At 63.4% G+C, this 21,575-nt stretch carries 15 protein-coding genes; 10 read left to right on the top strand and 5 right to left on the bottom strand.

Annotated elements, in window-relative coordinates; translation table 11 throughout:
• The first annotated feature begins 161 nt into the window (after positions 1 to 161).
• Positions 162 to 902, top strand: a complete 741-nt coding sequence (locus CO657_RS31940; RefSeq protein ID WP_054184029.1) for a TetR/AcrR family transcriptional regulator — start codon at positions 162 to 164, stop codon at positions 900 to 902.
• 25 nt (positions 903 to 927) lie between these two features.
• Here CO657_RS31940 and CO657_RS31945 read toward each other — a convergent pair whose 3' ends face one another.
• Positions 928 to 1,368, bottom strand: coding sequence for a response regulator (locus CO657_RS31945; RefSeq protein WP_054184028.1), 441 nt, complete (start codon positions 1,366 to 1,368; stop codon positions 928 to 930).
• A 339-nt stretch (positions 1,369 to 1,707) separates the two neighbouring features.
• On the opposite strand from CO657_RS31945, the gene CO657_RS31950 reads away from it, so the two are divergent.
• Positions 1,708 to 2,184, top strand: coding sequence for a L,D-transpeptidase family protein (locus tag CO657_RS31950; protein WP_054184124.1), 477 nt, complete (start codon positions 1,708 to 1,710; stop codon positions 2,182 to 2,184).
• Here the strand turns inward: CO657_RS31950 and msrA are convergent, their stop codons facing one another.
• Positions 2,185 to 2,886: a peptide-methionine (S)-S-oxide reductase MsrA gene (gene msrA, locus CO657_RS31955; protein WP_054184027.1), complete on the bottom strand. Its 702-nt coding sequence runs from the start codon at positions 2,884 to 2,886 to the stop codon at positions 2,185 to 2,187.
• Positions 2,887 to 3,085: 199 nt separating this feature from the next.
• On the opposite strand from msrA, the gene CO657_RS31960 reads away from it, so the two are divergent.
• From CO657_RS31960 to cueR, 5 genes are all read left to right on the top strand, one after another.
• Entirely contained in the window at positions 3,086 to 8,554 is a 5,469-nt protein-coding gene (locus tag CO657_RS31960) for an alpha-2-macroglobulin family protein (protein ID WP_054184026.1), read from the top strand.
• Positions 8,551 to 10,632 (top strand): penicillin-binding protein 1C, encoded by a 2,082-nt coding sequence (gene pbpC / locus CO657_RS31965; RefSeq protein WP_054184025.1) that lies wholly within the window; start codon positions 8,551 to 8,553, stop codon positions 10,630 to 10,632. The genes CO657_RS31960 and pbpC overlap by 4 nt, the downstream gene beginning before the upstream one ends.
• A 103-nt stretch (positions 10,633 to 10,735) precedes the next feature.
• Positions 10,736 to 13,345 carry a malto-oligosyltrehalose synthase gene (treY, locus tag CO657_RS31970; RefSeq protein ID WP_054184024.1) on the top strand — a complete coding sequence of 870 codons (2,610 nt, stop codon included), beginning with the start codon at positions 10,736 to 10,738 and terminating at the stop codon, positions 13,343 to 13,345.
• Positions 13,346 to 13,465: 120 nt separating this feature from the next.
• Positions 13,466 to 15,991, top strand: a complete 2,526-nt coding sequence (locus tag CO657_RS31975; protein ID WP_054184023.1) for a heavy metal translocating P-type ATPase — start codon at positions 13,466 to 13,468, stop codon at positions 15,989 to 15,991.
• 9 nt (positions 15,992 to 16,000) lie between these two features.
• Positions 16,001 to 16,390, top strand: coding sequence for a Cu(I)-responsive transcriptional regulator (gene cueR / locus CO657_RS31980; protein WP_003595010.1), 390 nt, complete (start codon positions 16,001 to 16,003; stop codon positions 16,388 to 16,390).
• A 28-nt stretch (positions 16,391 to 16,418) separates the two neighbouring features.
• Here the strand turns inward: cueR and CO657_RS31985 are convergent, their stop codons facing one another.
• Entirely contained in the window at positions 16,419 to 16,700 is a 282-nt protein-coding gene (locus CO657_RS31985) for a hypothetical protein (protein WP_054184022.1), read from the bottom strand.
• 153 nt (positions 16,701 to 16,853) lie between these two features.
• On the opposite strand from CO657_RS31985, the gene CO657_RS31990 reads away from it, so the two are divergent.
• The 3 genes from CO657_RS31990 to CO657_RS32000 are packed head-to-tail and all read left to right on the top strand — an operon-like array spanning position 16,854 to position 18,878.
• Complete coding sequence (locus CO657_RS31990) at positions 16,854 to 17,393, top strand: sigma-70 family RNA polymerase sigma factor (RefSeq protein ID WP_054184021.1); 540 nt, start codon at positions 16,854 to 16,856, stop codon at positions 17,391 to 17,393.
• The gene (locus tag CO657_RS31995) at positions 17,380 to 18,147 is read left to right on the top strand and encodes an anti-sigma factor family protein (RefSeq protein WP_054184020.1); all 768 of its coding nucleotides are present in this window, start codon (positions 17,380 to 17,382) and stop codon (positions 18,145 to 18,147) included. Before CO657_RS31990 ends, CO657_RS31995 begins: the two co-directional genes overlap by 14 nt.
• 20 nt (positions 18,148 to 18,167) lie before the next feature.
• Positions 18,168 to 18,878, top strand: a complete 711-nt coding sequence (locus CO657_RS32000; RefSeq protein WP_054184019.1) for a Bax inhibitor-1/YccA family protein — start codon at positions 18,168 to 18,170, stop codon at positions 18,876 to 18,878.
• 121 nt (positions 18,879 to 18,999) lie between these two features.
• On the opposite strand, the gene CO657_RS32005 is transcribed toward CO657_RS32000, so the two are convergent.
• On the bottom strand, positions 19,000 to 20,133 hold the full coding sequence (locus CO657_RS32005) for an RHE_PE00001 family protein (protein ID WP_054184018.1): 1,134 nt from the start codon (positions 20,131 to 20,133) through the stop codon (positions 19,000 to 19,002).
• 180 nt (positions 20,134 to 20,313) lie between these two features.
• Positions 20,314 to 21,528, bottom strand: coding sequence for a plasmid replication protein RepC (gene repC, locus CO657_RS32010; protein ID WP_054184017.1), 1,215 nt, complete (start codon positions 21,526 to 21,528; stop codon positions 20,314 to 20,316).
• Positions 21,529 to 21,575 lie beyond the last annotated feature (47 nt).

A 21,575-nucleotide genomic window follows, 5' to 3' on the forward strand; every position in this document is an offset into this window, starting at 1 on the left:
TTTCATAAAAGCGCAGCGGAAGCGCCGGATCGTCGCTCCGCCGCATGGCTCTTAAAGGTTCAATGATGATCGTTCGCGCGAAGACGAAGTTGGGAACTCATATCTTCAGCTGGGAAGCAGCCGTGTCAATAAATTTGGACACTGATGTAAACTAGACGCCATTGTCTAAAAGGTCAAGACGCCTTATCTTCGCGGTCATGAAAGATCGCATGACACCGGCAGTCCGGATGGGGGGGCATACGCAGCGCGGACAATGCGCCAAGCGCATGTCGATCCTCGATGCCGCCGCCGACGTCTTCTGCCGCCAGGGTTTTGCCGGCGCCAGCATCGACGAGATCGCCGCCGTCGCCTGCGTCTCCCGCCAGACGATCTACAATCACTACCGCGAAAAAGAGACGCTGTTCGTTGCCGTCGTCGAGGACGTCATGACCCGCGCCAATGCCATGCTGTTCTCCGTGCTGTCGAGCTTCCCTGAGAAGGCAGACGATCTGGAGGATGGGCTGACGGCCTTTGCCGTGCGCCTCAACAAGAACTGCATCTGCAATCATGACGGAAAATTCCTGCGCAAGCTGGTGCAGACGGAAGGTGAGCGCTATCCGCACCTGTTCGAAAGCTGGCGCCAGCAGGGCCCGGGCAAGCTGACCAATGCCCTTTCCGCGCTTCTCGCGCGGCTCGCCCATAAGGGCGCGCTCGCCATCGACGATTTCGACATCGCCGCCCGGCAGTTCGTAGCGCTTGCCAATGCCGACCTCCAGATGATGACGCTTTTCGGCGAAACACCCAGCGATGAAGAGCTTGATAAGGCGGCACGCAATGCCGTCCGTACGTTTCTCAAGGCCTATGGCAGGCTTGGGGCGGATATTGGCGGCCGTCCGCCGGAGCTTGCCGCCATAGCCGGCTGACCGGCGTCTCGGTCAGCCCTCCTGATCAGGCAAAGACCATCATCTGCGAGGGCACGACCGCGAACATGCCGACGCGGCGTGCGGCAAGATAATTCACCAGCTGCTGCACGACAGAAGGCATGACCGGCTTCTGCACCACGCCGACCGCACCTTTGACGCCGTCGGCGACGACCTCCGGATTGCCGGTCATGAAGACCACCGCAATGCCGTGCTCTTGCGCCAACCGCCGGCCGATCTCCGGTCCGGTCGGGCCGTCGGCGAGATTGATGTCGACGAAGGCGATATCGGCGAGCGGCGCCAGCCGCAGCGCCTGTTCGCGATCGCTCGCAAGGCCTGCCACCTGCATTCCCATGCCTTCGACGGTCGCCCCGAGATCCAGGGCGATGAGGAATTCATCTTCGACGATCAATACTCTCTGCTTCATGAGATCATCTCGTTGCCAGCGCCGCACGACATTGGTGGCCATGATACGTCCCCTTGTTACGCCATACTTCGAAAGAGGCATCCGCTCCAGCAGCTGTCCCTGCTCGGAACTCCTTGTCGTAACGGGCAACTTGACGATATGTTCCGCGGTGGAACGCGATTTTTCTGATTTAAGGTATTGTTAACGTTGATAAATTCTTAACAAGAAAGCCGGCGAAGAAAAACTGGCGCCGGATTGCTCTCAATCCCGAGCGCACGTCTGGATGGTGGCGCAATGACACGATATGATTATTCCGTCGGCTTGAGATCGAGGATCACGTTGAGAAAATAGCTTATCGCGCTGGCCATCGTGATCGTCAGCCTTTTCGCCTATACGAAATTGATGGCTAGGATCGGCTCGGGCTCACCGCCTCCGGACGCCCCGCTCGCGCAACAGGCCGACCTCATCCGCGTTTATAAGTTCGAACGCCGCATGGTCCTTCTCAAAAGGGATGTTCCGATTTCGACCTATCGGGTTTCCCTTGGGCAGGCTGCCCACGCCGGCCCCAAGCAACGGGAAGGCGACGAAAAAACACCGGAAGGGCGTTATGAAATCGACTGGCGCAATCCGAAGTCCATGGCGCATCTCAGCCTGCACATTTCCTATCCGAGCCCCGACGACCAGCGCAATGCCGAAACCAACGGCTTTCCGCCCGGCGGCAATATCATGATCCACGGGCTCCCCAACGGCTGGGGCATGTTCGGGCAAGCCCATCGGCTGTGGGACTGGACGGATGGCTGTATTGCCGTCACCAACGCCGAGATGCGCGATATCTGGGCTCGCGTCCCCGATCATACGCCCATCGACATCATGCCCTGATCACCCCTTGGCTTTCCTGACGAGGACCGGCTCGCTGCGGTAGTCGGCGGGGAACAGCGATTTCAGGTTCTCGATCTTCGGCAGGTCGTTGTAGACGATATAGGGATAGGTCGGATTAAGCGTCAGGAAATCCTGATGATAGGCTTCGGCCGGATAGAAGCCGGTGGTGTCCGACACTTTGGTGACGATCGGCTGGGCGAAGACATGGGCCTTGTCCAGCTGGCCGATATAGTGCTCGGCGACCTTGCGCTGCTCGGGACCGGCGACGAACAGCGCAGAGCGGTACTGCGTTCCCTGATCCGGCCCCTGGAAATTCAGCTGCGTCGGATTGTGCGCCACCGAGAAGAAGATCTGCAGCAACTTGCCGTAGCTCACCTCTTTCGGATCGAATGTCACCTCGACGGATTCGGCATGACCGGTCGCGCCGGTGCTGACGGTTTCATATTGCGCCGTTCCCGCCTTGCCGCCGGCATAACCGGAGACGGCGCTCTTGACGCCCTTGACGTGCTGGAAGACGCCCTGGACGCCCCAGAAGCAGCCGCCGGCGAAAATGGCGGTCTCGGTCCCTGCCCCGGCGGCCTCGTCGACGGCAGGCGGCGGGATGACGACGGCGTCTTCAGCCGCGCCTGCGGCACTCGCACCGATTGAAAGAAGAGTGGCGGCCAGCGCGGCAAGGCTCCGGCGGCGGTAAGACATGGACATGGCGCTACTCCCTGCGATCGTCCAAATCCTTGCCTATTCCTTTCGAGGCCGCAAATCACAAGGCGATCACTCACGCCGATGTGACAGCCGGACGAAAGCGTCTGTGTGAAGTTGAAACAGCCTACAACCTGAGTTGACAATCCCGTGAGGAGTGAGGAGAGTGCCGCCGGTTAGAGCCTGCATTTCCGGGGGGAACCTTATGTCCGTGCGCTCGTTCTTTGCTTTCGCGACAATCGCATTTTCCATGATCGCGGTCAGTTTTCCCGCAGCCGCTGCGGATACCAAGCGCGACATCCAGACGATCAAGGACGCCGATTTCTTCGGCTTCGATCTTCGCACCGAGCAGAACGTCTCGCTCGATCAGTGCAAGACCTCCTGCATCGGCGATAAGAGCTGCAAGGCCTTCACCTACAATCCCAAGGTGAAATGGTGTTTCCTGAAATCCGATTTCAAGACGATGAATGCCTTCCCCGGCGCCATTGCCGGCAAGATCGTCGAAACCACCGCTCAGAAGGAGCCGGATCTCGGCGCCGCGCCGCGCCTGACCTTCCTGACCAACGACCTGATCCAGCAGGCCCGCGACTTCAAGGACAATCTCGAGCTGACCGACGACCAGCAGGGCCAGGGCGCCGACAGCCTGACCGCCAATGCCCGTCTCGACCTCACCGCCAACAATCTGGCCGACGCGCTCAAGTCCTTCCATGGCGCGCTGTCGATCACCCCTGACGACGCCGATCTCTGGCTCGAAACCGCCCGCGCCGCAGCTTCGCTCGGCACCGCCGAGAGCGGTACGAGCGGCCAGGCCGTGCTCGACGCGCTGAACGGCTACGAGCTGACGCGCACCAAGCCCAAGCGCGCCGAAGCGCTCGCCGTCCTCGCCGACGCCCTTGACCGAAACGCCAATTACCGCCCGGCGCTCGACGCCTACAAGGCGAGCCTGGCGCTGGTTGCCTCCGATGATGTGCAGACAGCCTATCTGCAGCTGAAATCGACGCAAGGGTTCCGCATCACCGAACACACGGTCGATGCCGACAGCGCCACGCCGCGCGCCTGCGTCACCTTCTCCGAGGCGCTCGTCAAGACCACCGACTACACGCCCTTCGTGACGCTGAACGGCGCCGCCCCCAAGGCGCTCGAAACCAAGGACAAGCAGATCTGCGTCGAGGGGCTGACGCATGGCGAGACCTACAAGATCGCCTTCCGCACCGGCCTGCCGTCATCCGTCGACGAAGCGCTCGAAGCACCTGTCAGCATCGACGTCTATATCAAGGACCGCAGCCAGATGGTGCGCTTCACCGGCGACAGCTTCGTGCTGCCCTCGACGGCGCGCCGCGGCATTCCGATCGTCTCGGTCAACCTGGCCTCTGCCAACCTCAAGCTCTACCGCATCGGCGATCGCGCCATCGCCCCGCTCCTGACCAATTCGCAGTTCCTGAGCCAGCTCGACGGCTACAGCGCCCAGAACATCGAGGATCAGAACGGCGAACTCGTCTGGCAGGGTTCGATCGACATCGCCAACGAGCTCAACAAGGACATCGTCACCAGCTTCCCGGTCGACGAGGCGCTGCCCGAGCGCAAGCCGGGCATCTATGTCATGACTGCAACCGGCCCGAACGGCCCGACGCAGGAATGGGATTCCCAGGCGACGCAATGGTTCCTCGTCTCCGATATCGGCGTCACCACCTATGCCGGCACCGATGGCCTCAATGTCTTTACCCGTTCGCTCGCCTCGGCAAAGCCGATATCGGGCGTCGAGCTGCAGCTGCTTGCCAAGAACAATGAGGTGCTCGGCACCGCGACCACAGACGAAAACGGCCGCGCCACCTTCACCGCCGGCCTGATCCGCGGCACGGCGGCGCTGACGCCCGCCGTCATTACCGCCAAGAACGGCGCGTCGGACTACGTCTTCCTCGACATGACGCGGGCCGGCTTCGACCTCTCCGACCGCGGCGTCACCGGCCGCGCCGCACCCGGCGCGATCGATGTGCTCACCTTCACCGAACGCGGCATCTACCGCGCCGGCGAAACGGTGCATGCCCAGGCGCTCGCCCGCGACACCGACGGCAACGCCATCGAGAACCTGCCGCTCACCTTCATCTTCAGCCGTCCCGACGGGGTCGAAGATCGGCGGATTGTCAGCCAGACCAGCAATCTCGGCGGTTACAGCATCGATTTCCCGACCCAGGAAAACGCCATGCGCGGCACCTGGACGATGAACATCTATACCGATCCCAAGGGCAGCGCGATCGCCACCAAGAGCTTCCTGGTCGACGATTTCGTGCCGGATCGCACCGACATGGAAATCACGACCGAGGCCAAGGAAATCGGCCCGGATACGCCGGCCACGATCAATGTTTCCGGCAAATATCTCTATGGCGCCCCGGCCGCCGGCCTGACGCTCGAAGGCAATGTCGTCGTCAAGCCGACGCGCGAGAGCGCCGCCTATCAGGGCTTCCTCTTCGGGCTTGCCGATGAGGAGGCGAGCGAGGATTCGCGCCTGTCGATCGACGGCCTGCCGGAACTCGACGAGAACGGCGAAGCCTCGACCGATCTGACCGTCGGCGACCTGCCGGCAACGACGCAGCTGCTCAACGCCACCGTCTATATCAGCATGCAGGAGGCCGGCGGCCGTGCCATCGAGCGTTCGCTCACCCTGCCGGTGAAGAATGAGCGCGCTTCGATCGGCATCAAGCCGGAATTTTCCGGCGATCTGCCCGAGAATTCGATCGCCAACTTCACGGTGATCGGCGTCAATGCCGAGGGCGAGAGGCAGGAGGCCAAAGGCCTGCGCTGGAAATTCTACAGCCTCAACCGCGAATACCAATGGTATCGCGAGGGAACGGCGTGGAAATACGAGCCAGTCTACACCGCCGAGCAAATCGCCAATGGCAGCGTCGACGCGACGGCGGACGGCGGCAAGATCTCCGTGCCGGTGAAATGGGGCCGCTATCGCCTCGAAGTGGAAAGCCCGGATGCCGACGGCCCGACCTCCAGCGTCGAATTCGACGCCGGCTGGTTCGTGGCCTCCACCTCGACCGAAACACCCGACGGGCTGGAAATCGCCCTCGACAAGGACAGCTACAAGGTCGGCGACACCGCCAAGCTGAAAGTCACCTCGCGCTATGGCGGCGAGCTGATGGTCATGGCCGGAACCGAAAAACTGGTTGCCGTGCAAAATGCGACGATGGGAGAAACCGGCGGCGAAGTCGACATCCCCGTCACCGCGGACTGGGGTGCCGGCGCTTATGTGACCGCGACGCTCTTCCGCCCCGGCGATGCCCAGGACAGTCACATGCCGATGCGTTCGATCGGCATCAAATGGCTGAAGGTCGATCCCGAGCAGCGGGCGCTGCAGGTCAAGCTCGACACGCCCGAAAAGATGCTGCCGCGCGGACCTTTGAACATCGGCCTGCAGGTGGCGGGGGCGGGCGCCAATGAGGATGCCTATGTGACGGTTGCCGCCGTCGATGTCGGTATTCTCAACCTGACACGCTACGAACCGCCGAACCCGGAGGACTGGTATTTCGGCCAGCGCCAGCTCGGCCTTGAAATCCGCGACCTCTATGGCCGGCTGATCGACGGCTCGCTGGGTGCAACCGGCAAGCTCAGGACCGGCGGCGACGGCGGTGCCATTGCGCTGCAGGCAAGCCCACCGACGCAAAAGCTCGTCGCCTTCTTCTCAGGACCGGTGAAGCTCGACGCCGAAGGCAAGGCCAATGTCTCCTTCGACATCCCGCAATTCAACGGCACGGCGCGTGTCATGGCTGTGGCATGGTCAAAGACCGGTGTTGGCCACGGCGTCAAGGATGTCATCATCCGCGATCCCGTCGTCGTCACCGCGAGTCTGCCGAAATTCCTCGCCCCCGGCGACAAGGCCAATCTGCGCCTCGACATCGCCAACACCGATGCGCCGGCCGGCGACTACAAGCTGCAGCTGACCGGCAATGACGCGGTCGGCATCGACCAAGCCTCCGCCGCCCAGACGATCCGTCTGGAAGCCGGGGCGAAATCCGAGCTGACGCTGTCGCTCATCGGTAAACAGCCGGGCGCCGGCAGCGTCTCGATCAACCTCTCCGACGCCTCCGGCCTCTCGCTCGATCAGACTGTCGACGTACCGGTGCGCCCGTCATCCCTGCCGATCACCGAACGCAGGGTGCTGGCGCTGAAGCCCGGGGCCAAACTCACCGTCGACAAGAACCTGCTTGCCGACAGCGTGCTGCCCGGCGCCTCGATCAGCGTCAACGTCACCCGTTCGGCCGCCTTCGATATTCCCGCCCTGCTGATGACGCTCGATCGCTATCCCCTCGGTTGCGCCGAGCAGACCACCAGCCGGGCGCTGCCGCTGCTTTATCTCGCCGAAGTGGCGAAGCAGGCGGGCATCGAAAATGACGACGACGTGCACAAGCGCGTGCAGGACGCGATCTACCGCGTGCTCTCCTACCAGGCCTCTGCTGGCAGCTTTGGCCTTTGGGGACCGGATTCAGGCGACGTCTGGCTCGATAGCTACGTCACCGATTTCCTGACGCGGGCTCGCGAAATGAAATATGACGTGCCGGAAAAGGCCTTCGTGCAGGCGCTCGAAAACCTGCAGAATACCCTCTCCTACACCACCGACATCAAGGGCCAGGGCGACCAGATCGCCTATGCCATCTATGTGCTCGCCCGCAACAAGAAGGCGGCGATCAGCGATCTGCGTTATTATGCCGATACGATGATCAACGACTTCCCGACGCCGCTTGCCAAGGCGCATATCGCCGCCGCACTGGCGCTCTATGGCGATGCCCAGCGTTCGAAGAACATCTTCGTCGACGCGCTGCAGATGTCGCAGCAATCGATGGTGTCGCGGGTGAATCTGTCGCGCACCGACTACGGCACGATCCTGCGCGATGGCGCGGCGATCCTGGCGCTCGCTGCGGAAAGCCGGCCGGTGCCGCCCGTCATCCCGGATCTTGCCAAGGCCGTCGCCAAGGAATGGGGTCGCAGCAAATACAAGAGCACTCAGGAAGAGACCTGGATGCTGCTTGCCGCGCGCGCCATTCAGGGCGGCGATGACGGGTTGAAGGTCGATGTCAACGGCGCGGCCCATACCGGCGCCTATATGGCCCGCATGAGCGGCGATGCGCTCGCCGATCATCCGCTGACGCTGACCAACCAGACGAGCGACGCAGTCTCGGCTGTCGTCACCACCGTTGCCGCCCCGACCGTGCCCCTGCCGGCCGGCGGCGACGGCTTCATTGTCGAGCGCACCTATTACACGCTCGACGGCGAAGAAGCGAATGTCAGCGAAGCCAAGCAGAACGAACGCTACGTCGTCGTCATCCATGTGCGCGAGACCAACGACTGGCCGTCGCGTATCGTCGTCACCGACCTTCTGCCGGCCGGTTTCGAGATCGACAATCCGAACCTGGTCGACAGCGCCCAGATGACGAATTTCGACTGGATCGGCGAGATAGCGGCCGCCCATACCGAATTCCGCTACGACCGCTTCGTCGCCGCCTTCAACCGCGCCCAGGGCGACGAGCGCGAATTCAACGTCGCCTATGTCGTGCGCGCCGTCACCCCCGGCACCTACGACCATCCGGCCGCCAGCGTCGAGGACATGTACCGGCCGGAGCTTTCGGCCCGTACCGCGACCGGCAAGATGGAGGTCGTGGCAGCGCAACAATGAGACTGTGGCGCAAGATCGCGATCGGGTCCGCCGCCGGCATCCTTCTTGCCGGCGCGGCCCTTTTCGCGCTCGACGCCGCCGACAAGGCCTTTCCGCCACCACTCGATAAAGCGGATTTGGTCTCCGCCGAGGTGCTCGATGCCGACGGCCAATTGCTGCGCGCCTTCGCGACCTCGGAAGGCCGCTGGCGGCTGAAGACCACGGTTGCCGACGTCGATCCGCAATTCCTGCGCATGCTGATCGCCTATGAAGACCAGCGCTTCTACGATCACGGCGGCGTCGACGCCTGGGCGCTCGGGCGCGCGAGCCTGCAATTCATCCGCAACGGCCGCATCGTTTCCGGGGCCTCGACGCTGTCGATGCAGGTGGCGCGGCTGATTGAGCCGCGGGCCGGACGTTCGCTTTCGGCAAAACTGCTGCAGCTGGTGCGTGCCGTGCAGATCGAGCGGCGGCTGTCGAAGGAGCAGATCCTCGACCTCTATCTCACCCATGCGCCCTATGGCGGCAATCTCGAAGGCGTGCGCGCCGCAAGCCTTGCCTATTTCGGCAAGGAGCCGCGGCGCCTGACGGTCGCCGAGGCCGCCCTGCTCGTCGCCCTGCCGCAATTGCCGGAACGGCGCCGGCCGGACCGCAATCTCCAGGCGGCGCATGAGGCGCGTAAGCGCGTGCTCGAGCGCGTCGCCGTGGCGGAGGCCGTCGGCGACGGCGAGGCGACGCGGGCTGAGGTTGTCGCCATCCCGCCGCGGCGCATGCAATTGCCGGCACTGGCCGCCCATGTCGGCGAAGCGGCTCTGCGCAAGGAGCCTTCGGTCCTCAAACACCAGACGACCTTGAAGAAGCAGGTGCAGCAGGGGCTGGAGGCGGTCGCCCGGGCGGCGGCGATGAAACTCGGGCCGAAGCTCTCACTCGCCATGGTGATGGCGGATGCGCAGACGGGCGCGATCGTCGGCGAGGTCGGCTCGGCCGATTATTTCGACGCCAGCCGCTCCGGCTGGATCGACATGACGCGCGTCAACCGCTCGCCCGGCTCGACGCTGAAGCCCTTCATCTACGGGCTCGCCTTCGAGCAGGGTCTCGTCTCCCAGGAGACGATCATCGAGGACCGGCCGGCCGATTTCTTCGGTTACCGGCCGCGCAATTTCGACATGAGCTATCAGGGCGATGTCACCGTGCGCGAGGCATTGCAGCTGTCGCTGAACGTACCGGCGGTCAAACTGCTCGACGCCGTCGGGCCGTCGCGGCTACTGGTGCGCTTCCGCCGCGCCGAAGTGCGCCCGGCTTTGCCACCGAACGAAACGCCGGGGCTGGCGATCGGTCTTGGCGGCGTCGGCATCACTCTGAAGGACCTGGTGCAGCTCTATACGGCGCTCGCCAATCGCGGCCAGCCGGCAAGGCTCGGCGACGGCATCACCGGTGAACCGGGCAAACTCGACGGCGAACCGCTTTTGGAGCCGGTGGCGGTCTGGAACGTCGCCGATATTCTCTCCGGCGTCATTCCCCCCGCCGGCGCGCCGCAGCGCGGCATCGCCTACAAGACCGGCACGAGCTACGGCTATCGCGACGCCTGGTCGGTCGGCTATGACGGGCGTTATGTGCTCGGCGTCTGGGTCGGACGGCCGGATAACAGCGCCGTGCCTGGTTTGACCGGCTATGGTACCGCCGCCCCCATCCTGTTTGAAGGTTTCGCCAAATCCGGCATCGCCACGACGCCGTTGCCCCGCCCGCCGGCCGGCGCCGTGCGCATCGCCCAGTCCGAGCTGCCGATCAGCCAGCGGCGGTTTGCGCTGAATGCCAGCGGCCTGCTCGTCGCCTCCGGCCGCGAGCCCGCGCCCCAAATCGTCTATCCGCCCGAGGGTGCCCATATCGATCTCGGCGCCGACGCAGGCGACCTGTCGCCGCTGATGCTGAAGCTGCAGGGCGGCCGCGCTCCCTTCCGCTGGCTTGCCAACGGCAAGCCGCTGCCCGATCTCTCGCGCCGGCGCACGCAGCAGTGGCTGCCGGATGGCGGCGGTTACTCGAAACTGACCGTTATCGACTCGGCCGGACGCGCCGCAAGCGTGGGCGTTTTCATCGACTAGCGCATCGTGCTTTGCGCGTCTCAAAAGACGCGCGGCGCTGTAAGGGAACCAAACCCCCGGTACAACCGTTGGAAAGGGTCTCCCTCCAACGTCAGACGGCCTCATGACACTTCCGACCGCGACCTATCGGATACAATTCCGCAACGGCATGACCTTCGATCGTGCGTGCGGCCTTATTCCCTACCTCAAGACGCTCGGCATCAGCCACCTCTACGCCTCACCGATCTTCACCGCCGTTAACGGCTCGACCCACGGCTATGACGTCACCGACGCCAACGACATCGATCCGGCGCTCGGCGGCCGGGCGGGGTTCGAGCGGCTGACGGAAAGCCTCGCTGCGGCCGGCATGGGCCTCATCCTCGATATTGTTCCGAACCACATGGCCGCCTCGCCGGAAAACGGCTGGTGGCGCGACGTGCTGGCATTCGGCCAACAGAGCTCATATGCCGGCCACTTCGACATCGACTGGAGCGAGCCGCTGACCCTGCCGCAGCTCGGCCAGGATTTCGAGGCGGCACTTGCTGCCGGCGAGCTGCGCATTGTGCTCGACGAAACGCATGGCAATTTCGCCTTCGCCTATTTCGACACGCTGCTGCCGCTTAACCCCAGCAGTTACGGCGCGATCGCAAACCGGCTCGACGATCCGGTGGCAACGAGAATGGCGGAGGCTGCGGCCGTAACCTCCGGCGAGGACTTTGCCCGCACCATGCGCGACATCCTCTTCGAAGGCGGAGACCGGGCAATTCTTCGACAAAAGCTCGACGAGATCTCGGCCGATCGCGACTTCGTCAAAAGCCTGCATGAGGCACAGCACTGGCGGCTCACCCATTGGAAGGAAGCGGCGCGGCATCTGAGCTATCGCCGTTTTTTCGAGGTCACCGGGCTTGTGGGAACCCGCGTCGAAAATCCCTCCGTGTTCGAGGACATGCACCGGCTGACGATCGAGCTAGTGCGCCATGGCAAGGTCCAGGGCCTGCGCATCGACCATGTCGACGGGCTCGCCGAACCCAAGGCCTATCTCGACCGGCTGAGGGACGCGGTTGGGCCAGACACCTATATCGTCGTGGAAAAGATCCTCGGGGCCGGCGAAGCGCTGCCGGAGAGCTGGCCGGTCTCGGGCACCACGGGATATGAATTCATCGCTGCACTCAGCGAACTCTTCGTCGATGGCAGCGGCCTGCGCCGCTTGGACGATGCCTATCGTAGCCTCGCCGGCGAGACCGGCGATCTCGAGGAAGGCCGGCGGCTTGCCAAGCGGCTTATGGTCGAGCGCAACTTCGCCGGCGAGACCGGCAGACTGGCAACGATCGCCGCAGGGATCTTTCCCGAGATCAATACAGACGAGATCGCGACGGCGCTGACCGAGCTGCTGATCGCCTTCCCGGTCTACCGCACCTATGGCGACGGCGGTCCGCTCGCCTGGCAGGATTCAGCCGTCCTTGCTGCAACCGCATCGCAGGTCATGGGCCGACTCGATGATCGGCGTGCCCTCGATCATGTGCTGCGGCTTCTCGAAGGCAAGGTCGACGGGGATGCCGCCCATGAGTTCCGCATCCGCTTTCAGCAATTGAGCGGGCCGGTGATGGCGAAAGCGACTGAGGATACGCTGTTCTACCGCTACAACAGGCTGCTTGCCGCAAACGAAGTCGGCGGTGAACCCGGCAAGGCGCCCGATGGCCCGGAGGGTTTTCATCGCCGCATGGCCGAGCGGGCACGGCTGCAGCCGGACGGGCTGTCGGCAAGTGCCACCCATGACACCAAACGCGGCGAGGATGCGCGCGCCAGGCTCTATGCGCTGAGCGAAGGGGCGGATGTTTTCGCGCAGGCGGTGGCGCGCTGGCGTGAGATGAACCGGCCATGGCTGACGGAGCTGCCGGAGGGCGCAGCACCAGAGCCGAATGTCGAATGGATGCTCTATCAGGCGCTGGCCGGCATCTGGCCGGAAGATTTCGACCGAGGGCGAACGGAAGAACTTCACGAGCGCTTCACCGATTACGCGGTCAAAGCGGTGCGCGAGGCGAAGCTCCACACCGGCTGGATCGAACAGGATGCCGCCTATGAAGACGCGGTGAGGGCCTATGCGGCGGCGCTGGTTTCACCCGAGAATGACGCCTTCCTCGAGGATTTCGAAAGGGTGCTGCAGCCCTTCATCGCCGCCGGTTACCTCAACAGCCTGTCGCAGACGCTCCTCAAGTTGACGGCGCCCGGCATTCCCGACATCTACCAGGGCTCCGAGGGTTTCGATTTCAGCCTCGTCGATCCCGACAATCGCCGGCCGGCCGATCACGAACGGCTCACCGCCTGGCTCGCGGAAGCCGGGCCGATCGCCAAGCTTCAGGCGGCCGCGTTGAAGCAGCGCATCGTCGCGATCGGCCTGCAGCTGCGCCAACGGCAGCCGGGGCTCTTTGCCAAAGGCGACTATCTGCCGCTGAAGGTGACGGGCAGCCGGCGCGAGCATGTGCTGGCGTTTGCTCGGGTGCACAAAGACAATTTCGCGATCGTCGCCGCACCCCGGCTGATGTTCGGCTGGCTCGACCCTGGCGTGCTCTTTGCCGGCCCGGAATTCTGGGAGGATACGGCGATCGCCGTCCCCTCCCCTCTCCATGGGCTGAAGGCGGATCTGGTGACCGGCAAGACGATCGAACCCGGCGGCAGCATTGCTGTCGCCGCCCTGCTCGGCAGCCAGCCGGTCGGGCTGATCAGCCCGATCTGAGGATCGGGCGAGAGAGCGGCGGCTTCAAAAAATCGGCCTTGTCAAAATTAGCGCTTGACCTTCCAGTTGCTGGAAGGTGGATAAGCCTCTCCAACTGCCCCCAGGGCATAGGAGATAGTCATGAATATCAAACACGACCACGATCACCATCACGGCCACATCAATAGCGACGATCACAGCTGTTGCGGGCATGGCCGGGAAAAGACTGCCGGCGTCATAACCCGTGATCCGGTCTGCGGCATGACCGCTGATCCGGAGGCCGGCAAGCCTTCGCTCGATCATGACGGCCGCCTTTATCATTTCTGCTCGGAAGGCTGCCGGACGAAGTTTGCGGCCGCCCCGCAGGATTACCTGACGGCAAAGGATCCCGTCTGCGGCATGACCGTCGATCGCTCGACGGCGAAACATTTTCTAAAAGTCGAGGGCGAGAAATTCTATTTCTGCTCGGCCGCTTGCCAGACAAAATTCGAAGCCGATCCCTCGGCCTATCGCGACGGCAACCGCCCGGCGGCAAAGCCGGCGCCGAAGGGCACGCTCTATACCTGCCCGATGCATCCGGAAGTCGTCAGCGACCGGCCTGGCGACTGCCCGAAATGCGGCATGGCGCTGGAGCCGATGGGCATTCCGCCTGATGACGAAGGCCCGAACCCGGAACTTGTCGACTTCACCAGACGGCTTTGGGTCAGCGCCATCCTGGCTCTGCCGCTACTCGCCCTCGGCATGGGACCGATGCTCGGCCTGCCTCTCCGGGAGATGATCGGCGAGCCGCAGGCGACCTATCTCGAACTGCTGCTGGCAACGCCGGTGGTGCTGTGGGCGGCCCTGCCCTTCTTCCGCCGCGCCTGGGCATCTGTCGTCAACCGCAGCCCGAATATGTGGACGCTGATCGGTCTCGGCGTCGGCACCGCCTATGTCTACAGCCTCGTCGCCACGCTTGCGCCCGGCATTTTCCCGATGAGTTTCCGCGGTCACGGCGCGGCCGTTCCCGTCTATTTCGAGGCGGCCGCCGTCATCGTCGCCCTCGTTTTCGTCGGCCAGGTGCTGGAATTGAAGGCACGCGAGCGCACCGGTTCGGCGATCCGCGCTCTGCTCGATCTCGCGCCGAAGACGGCGCGCCGCATTGGTGCCGATGGCAGCGAGAGTGACGTGCCGGTGGACGAGATTGAGGCCGGCGACCGGCTGCGGGTGCGCCCGGGCGAACGTGTGCCGGTGGATGGCTCCGTTCTCGAGGGCCAGTCGACCGTCGATGAATCGATGATTACAGGCGAGCCTCTGCCTCTGGAGAAGTCAAAAGGCGACGGACTGACCGGCGGCACGATCAACAAGAACGGTTCGCTCGTCATGTCGGCCGAGAAGGTCGGCGCCGACACGGTGCTGTCGCGCATCGTCGACATGGTCGCCAAGGCGCAGCGCTCACGGGCGCCGATCCAGGGGGCGGTCGACCGGGTGTCGGCTTTCTTCGTGCCGGCCGTCGTCGCCGCGGCCATCCTTGCCTTCATCGTCTGGGCAGCGGTCGGCCCGGAGCCGAGCCTTGCCAACGCGCTGCTGGCCGCCGTCGCCGTTCTGATCATCGCCTGCCCCTGCGCACTCGGTCTTGCCACACCGATGTCGATCATGATCGCGACGGGGCGCGGCGCTGGAGAAGGTGTGCTGATCAAGGACGCCGAAGCGCTGGAACGTTTCTCCAAGGTCGATACGCTGATCGTCGACAAAACAGGCACGCTGACCGAGGGAAAGCCGAAGCTTACCGACATCGTCGCCTTCGATGGAACCGACGAAAACCGGTTGCTGTCTCTGGCCGCCAGCCTGGAGCGCGGCTCAGAACATCCGCTCGCCGAGGCAATCGTTTCCGGCGCCGAGGCGCGCGGCATCGCCTTCGTCGAGGTCACCGGCTTCGAGGCGAAGACCGGAAAGGGTGTTCAGGGCCTTGCCGGCGACACGATGGTGGCGCTCGGCAATGCGGCGATGCTCGCCGATCTCGGCATCGATTCTTCGGCGCTTGCCGAGAAGACCGAAGCCCTGCGCGGCGACGGCAAGACGGTGATGTTCGTGGTGGTCGACAGCGCGCTTGCCGGCCTCGTCGCCGTTGCCGACCGGATCAAGCCGACGACGGAAGCCGCCATCAAGGCGCTGCACGACAGCGGCCTGAAGATCATCATGGCGACCGGCGACAATGAGCGCACGGCACGGGCCGTGGCAAAAAGCCTGGGGATCGACGAGGTCCGCGCCGACATGCTACCGGAGGGCAAGAGCGCGCTGATCGACGAACTGCGCGCCAAGGGCGCCGTCATCGCCATGGCCGGAGACGGCGTCAACGACGCGCCGGCGCTCGCTGCTGCCGATGTCGGCATCGCCATGGGCACCGGCGCCGATGTGGCGATGGAGAGCGCCGGGATTACCCTGGTGAAGGGCGATCTCACCGGCATCGTCAGGGCGCGCCGGCTGGCGGAGGCGACGATGCGCAACATCCGCCAGAATCTCGGCTTCGCCTTCGGCTACAACGCACTCGGCGTGCCGGTCGCAGCCGGCGTGCTCTATCCGATCTTCGGGCTGCTGCTGTCGCCGATGATCGCGGCGGCGGCGATGAGCCTCTCATCCGTCTCGGTGATTTCAAATGCGCTGAGACTGCGCTTTGCAAAATTATAGGAGATGGCGATGAATATCGGCGAAGCATCGGAACGCTCAGGCCTGCCGTCAAAGACCATCCGCTATTACGAGGATATCGGCCTGATCCGCCCCGAAAGGGGCGGAAACGGCTACCGCGACTATGCCGCGACCGACGTTCACAAGCTGCGCTTCCTGCAGCGCTCGCGCGGTCTCGGCTTTTCCGTCGAGGAATGCCGGCAGTTGCTGGCACTCTACGAGGACAAAAGCCGGGCAAGCGCCGACGTCAAGGATATCGCCGAGACCAAACTTGCCGAGATCGACCGCAAAATCCGCGAGCTCTCGGAACTGCGGCGCACGCTGGAGCATCTCGTGCATGCCTGCCACGGCAATGACAGGCCAGACTGTCCGATCCTCGAAGGACTTTCGGACGGCGGTTGACCATGTCGGGAGACGCAGACGGCGCTGTTCAGGAAAGCTGCGGCATGTTCTGATTGGCGGCCAGCGCGGATGGAGTTCGCTCTCCCTCGCCGTCATCCAGCCGATGTTTGATCGCAAGCGCGTAGATCACGTCGAGGATATTGCGGTCTCGCAGATGAGGATCAATCAGGGCGAGAAGCGAGGCCCGGACGATTTTCTTGCTGGTGGCGTTTGGACAACGCGCTTTGACAAAATCATAGAGCGCCTGATCCGTCAGCCCTTCCATGGCGCCGTCTACGAGAGCTTCGTAGACCCGCTTCTTATCTTTCATTCTTTATTTTCCCCTCAAATCAGCGGCGTCATGATCTGTCATGTAGTTGTCATAAACAATCGCGGATTTGAGGCGCGGCGACGGCATCTTCGACCCTCATGATTTTTTAGCCGCGCCGGGAATAAAATCGGCCGCGCTTGCGTATACTCAATCATGGAACGCAAAGAACGCCCCTTCGACGTCATCGGACAGCTTGCAGCGTTGAGGCGCTATGCTCGCTCGCTGGTGCGCAATTCGGACGAGGCGGAGGATCTGGTGCATGATGCGCTGGTGCGTGCGCTCGAGAAAAAAAAGAGCTTCCGCAGCGGCGGCAATCTGCGCACCTGGCTGCTCTCCATCTTGCACAATGCTCATATCGACCGTCTGCGCCAGAACCGGTCGCTGGCGCGCCGTCACGACGAGGCGGCGGTCGAGGCCGAGCAGTCGCTACCGGCCGGCCAAGAACATGCCGTGCGCCTGCAGCAGGTGCGCGACGCCTTTTTCGACCTGCCGGAGGAACAGCGCGAGGCGCTGCATCTCGTGGCGATCGAAGACCTTTCCTACCAGGAAGCCGCCAATGCGCTCGGCATTCCGATAGGCACGCTGATGTCGCGCATCTCCCGCGCCCGCGCGCAATTGCGCGCATTCGAGGAGAAGACGCCGCGCAAGTCGCATCTGAGACTGATCGGAGGAGACGGCAATGAAAGCAATTGATCCGATCCTCGATGCCGATCTCGACGCCTATGTCGATGGCGAACTCGATGTCGCCCGCCGCATCCAGGTGGAATCCTATCTCTCCGACCATCCGGCGATTGCCGCCAAGGTCATGGCCGACCTCAGCGTCAAGGGCGAGCTGCGCCTGGCGCTGGCCGGAGAAAGCGCCTTCGGCCGCCCGGAGACGCGCGATGCGGCCCGCCGGCTGGAACGTGGGCTTTCCTATGGTCGCATCTTCCATTCCATGCAGCGCATTGCCGCCGTCGGCATTCTGGTGACCGCCGGCTGGGTGGCGCATAATTCCTTCGGCGCTTTCTCGGCAACCGAGGTTTCGGCATCGGTGCCGGCACCCGCCTATGTCGAGGATGCCGTCCGCGCCTTTCAGACTGCGGCCCTGCGCCAATCGATGCCCCCGCAGACGCCGGCTACCTACAGCGCCGATGATATCCGCGCCGCTACCGCCATCGTGATGCCGGAACTGCCGAAGGACTGGAAGGTCGCCGACGTACAGATCTTCCCATCCGAATTCGGCCCGAGCGTCGAGATGGCGATCGAGCAATCGGATGGAAAGCGGCTATCGCTTTTCGCCGTCCGCCCGGGCGCCTTCGAGGTCAAGCCGGTCAGCCATCTCGCACTTGAGAAGGCCGAAGCCGCCTATTGGCAGATCGGCGAGGTCGCCTATGCGCTGATCGCCGACGAAAGCGGTCTCAATCTCGATCAGGCGGCCGAACGGCTCGCCCGTTCTCTCTATTAGTTCAAACCGAGGAGATCAGCATGAACCCGATCAATTCCCGCTACGGCGCCGTCGCCGGCACCCAGGCCGTCTTCGACGAAGGCCTGCGCCAGCACATGCTGCGCGTCTACAATTACATGGCTCTCGGCCTCGTCATCACCGGCCTCGTCGCCTTCGTCGTCGGCTCGACGCCCGCCCTCTACGTGCCGATCTTCGGCTCACCGCTGAAGTGGGTGGTGATGCTGGCGCCGCTCGCCTTCGTCTTCTTCTTCTCGTTCCGCATCCAGACGATGTCGGCCGGCACCGCGCAAATCACCTTCTGGGCCTTCTGCGCCGTGATGGGTCTGTCGCTTGCCTCCGTCTTCCTGGTCTTCACCGGGATGAGCATCGCGCGGACTTTCTTCATCACCGCCACGATGTTCGGCGCGACCAGCCTTTACGGCTATGTGACGAAACGTGACCTGTCGCGCATGGGCTCGTTCCTGATGATGGGTCTCATCGGCGTTATCATCGCCAGCATCGTCAACATCTTCCTGGGTTCGTCCGCGCTGCAGTTCGCCATCTCGGTGATCGGTATCGTCGTCTTCGTCGGCCTCACCGCCTACGACACGCAGAACATCAAGGAACAGTATTCGGAAAACTACGATCAGGAATCGAACCAGAAGCTCGCCGTCTTCGGTGCGCTCTCGCTCTACCTGAACTTCGTCAACATCTTCCAGCTTCTGCTCAACTTCACGGGCGAGCGGGAATAGGACTGCGCTTCTGGGGGCAATGGAAGCGCAAGAGCGCCTGGTCTGCAGTCTATGACAGGATGGCGGATCGGGTGCTCACTTAAAAGGAGATGGCCGGGTCGACAACCCGGCCGTTTTCGTTTCAGATGATGCCCCAGGCGCGGTAGCGACCGCGGCCGGTGATTTCACGAATGCCGATCTCGTTGACAAGGTTCAGCGCCCCGCGCGGCGTAATGCGCAGATGGCGGGCAATCATCGCCGCCGAGACCATCGGCCGCGACAGGATGAAATCGGCAAGGTCGGGCAGGCTGCTATTCGAGCGGCGGCCGCGAAAGCGCAGCTCCATCTGCGTGCGGGCGAGCGATAACCGGTCGAGTTCCTTCAGTCCGGCGGCAGCCCCCAGATGCATCGCCTCAAGGAAGGCCTGCAGCCGCGTCGCCCGGTCGCGCGCCCGGCGACGTTCGTGGCGCACCAGCTTCAGCCCGCCGTAAAAAGAAAAGAGATGCGAGGCGACCTTGCCGCGGGCGCGGAGATGGCCTGCAACCAGAAGACCGCCGAGCCAGTGCTGACGCCGCAATGGCTCGATCCTTTCCCAGGCTTCGAAAAGAATGATCGCGCCGAGAACCGGCGGCAAGCTGTCGGCCAATGGCAATAGGCCGCGCCACTCGGCAAGCCGCTGTTCCTCGTCCCATTCGTCATCCCCCAGCAGGCCGAGAGGATCGTCATTACGCCTCGCCGGGGCAGCGGCGGCCGTCTCGCTTACCGTCACCTTGCCCGTATGGATGTCGAGCAGCTTCTGCGAGCGGGCAAGCAGCGCATCGATCTCGGCCATCTCGGCAGCCAACGGCCCGTCCTCATCCCCGCCCTCTTCGTCGGTCTCGGCCGGAACCCCCGGGCTCTTTACTTCAGGCGCCGCCCCCTCCCCTTCCCCGAGCGTCGCCGTCAGCGTCGCAAGCCCCGAGGCTCCGAGCGCCCAGGCGGGTTCTCCGGTCCAGATGCGCCGGCGGGCCCGCAGCACGGAATGGGCGATCGTCAGTTCGTGGCTCGGCGCCCGGCTGTCCATATGCGCATCGTGCAAAACCAGATCCTCGACATGCACAAGTTCGCCGGCCACCCACAGCGCGCCGGCGGCATCGAAGAAATGACTGCGTTCGGCAAACCCCTCGCCAACCGGCGAACGCACCACCCGCTCATCCAGCCGTGCCAGCGCATCCTCTGCTGCCGCAAAGGATGAAAGCAGGGTTTGAAGCATCGCAGCGTCGATTTCGTAGCGCATTGTTAAGCTTTACGGTTTTTCACAAATGGAAGCAAAGGAGACGTTTCCTTCCGCCATCTATGACATGGTTAACGGCGCATTTCAACAAAATGGTCGGGGAAGGAAGCGGTCGAGACGGCTGAGCGGCGCTCCGCATATCTTCTAGCTGGCGCAGCTGGCGCGAAACTTTTTCATCGCCGTTCATCCGGTTTTCCTTGCTGCCGGACCATTTGCCCGCATCAGCGCCATCAGCATGGGCCCAAGCGAGAACTCGCCACGCTCGGCCCGCCGTGTGAGGTCGCGCAGATAGCCGCCGGCCGAGTTGATATGGCCGCCCCTTTCCAGGATGCAGGCGATCACCGTCGCGGCGTTTTCCGGCCCCATCACATCGCAGGCTAGCTGATAGGCGCTCGGGCTGACGCCCAGCGTCGAACGGACTATGACGGCCGCGGCCATCAGATCCCGCCAGCTGCCGATCCCGCCGCCCGGCCCATAAGCGACGATCTCCGGGCAGGCCTGCAGCACCATGGCAAGCGGGAAGGATTTTGGCGGCTCCCGCCACGGCCGCGCTTCTTCCTCCGGCTTTTCCCCCTGCTTCGGTTCGAAGCTTGGTTCAAGTTCAGATATGTGGTTTGGGTTTGAATTATGTATGTGCCGACCGTTCTGGCTGTCATTGGCGTCTGTTTTTTCTGTTTTCGTCTTCAATTCCAGCGTCTTGACGATCAATTCGCGGAACGCTTCGAGATCGGTCAGCAGGCTTTCCATCTCGGCGGCCGAAGGGCGGCGCGGCAGGCTTGCCGAAAGCAGATTGAATTGCGTCTGCATCTCGATCCATTCGCCGGCAATTTCCTCTTCCAGGGCGATCTCGATGAGTTTGGTGATATCACGCCGGCACAGTGTCAGCCGCTCCCGCAAACGCTTCCATTCGAGCTTGCCGGCAAGCACCTGAGCCGCCTGCGCCTCGATCTCGCCGGCGCGCACCAGGAGGGGCGCCAGGCTGAAGCCAAACGCCTCTCCAAGCCCGCCCTCGCCGTTACGGCGGGCAAAACGTTTGCCGTTCGGGCTATCCCGCCGGATAATCAGGCCGGCCTCCACCAGCGCCGCCAGGTTCCGCCGCAACGTCGTGCCGGCCATGCCATGCGTCCGCAGCGACAACTGCTCGTTCGACGGAAAGACGACGAAACCGTTGGCCTCGGCAATCTCGTTCTTCGGATAAAAGGTCAGCAGCGCGTTGAGAACAGCGAGCGCACGGTCCGATACGCCGAACATGTCCTTTGCTTCGCAGAGCGCGCGAAAGATCTTCCACTTGTCGACCGATGCGTCGGATTCGACCTTGCTGGCATTTTCCTGGCTTGCCAGCATGCCAAGCGTCATCGATCGCCGCCCAAAGGGCGTCGATACATATTGAGGCTCCATGTCCCTCACCTTTTCTCAAGGCAAAAGAAGTCTACCACCCAAAAGGA

The organism is Rhizobium acidisoli, from assembly GCF_002531755.2.
Lineage (GTDB): Bacteria > Pseudomonadota > Alphaproteobacteria > Rhizobiales > Rhizobiaceae > Rhizobium > Rhizobium acidisoli.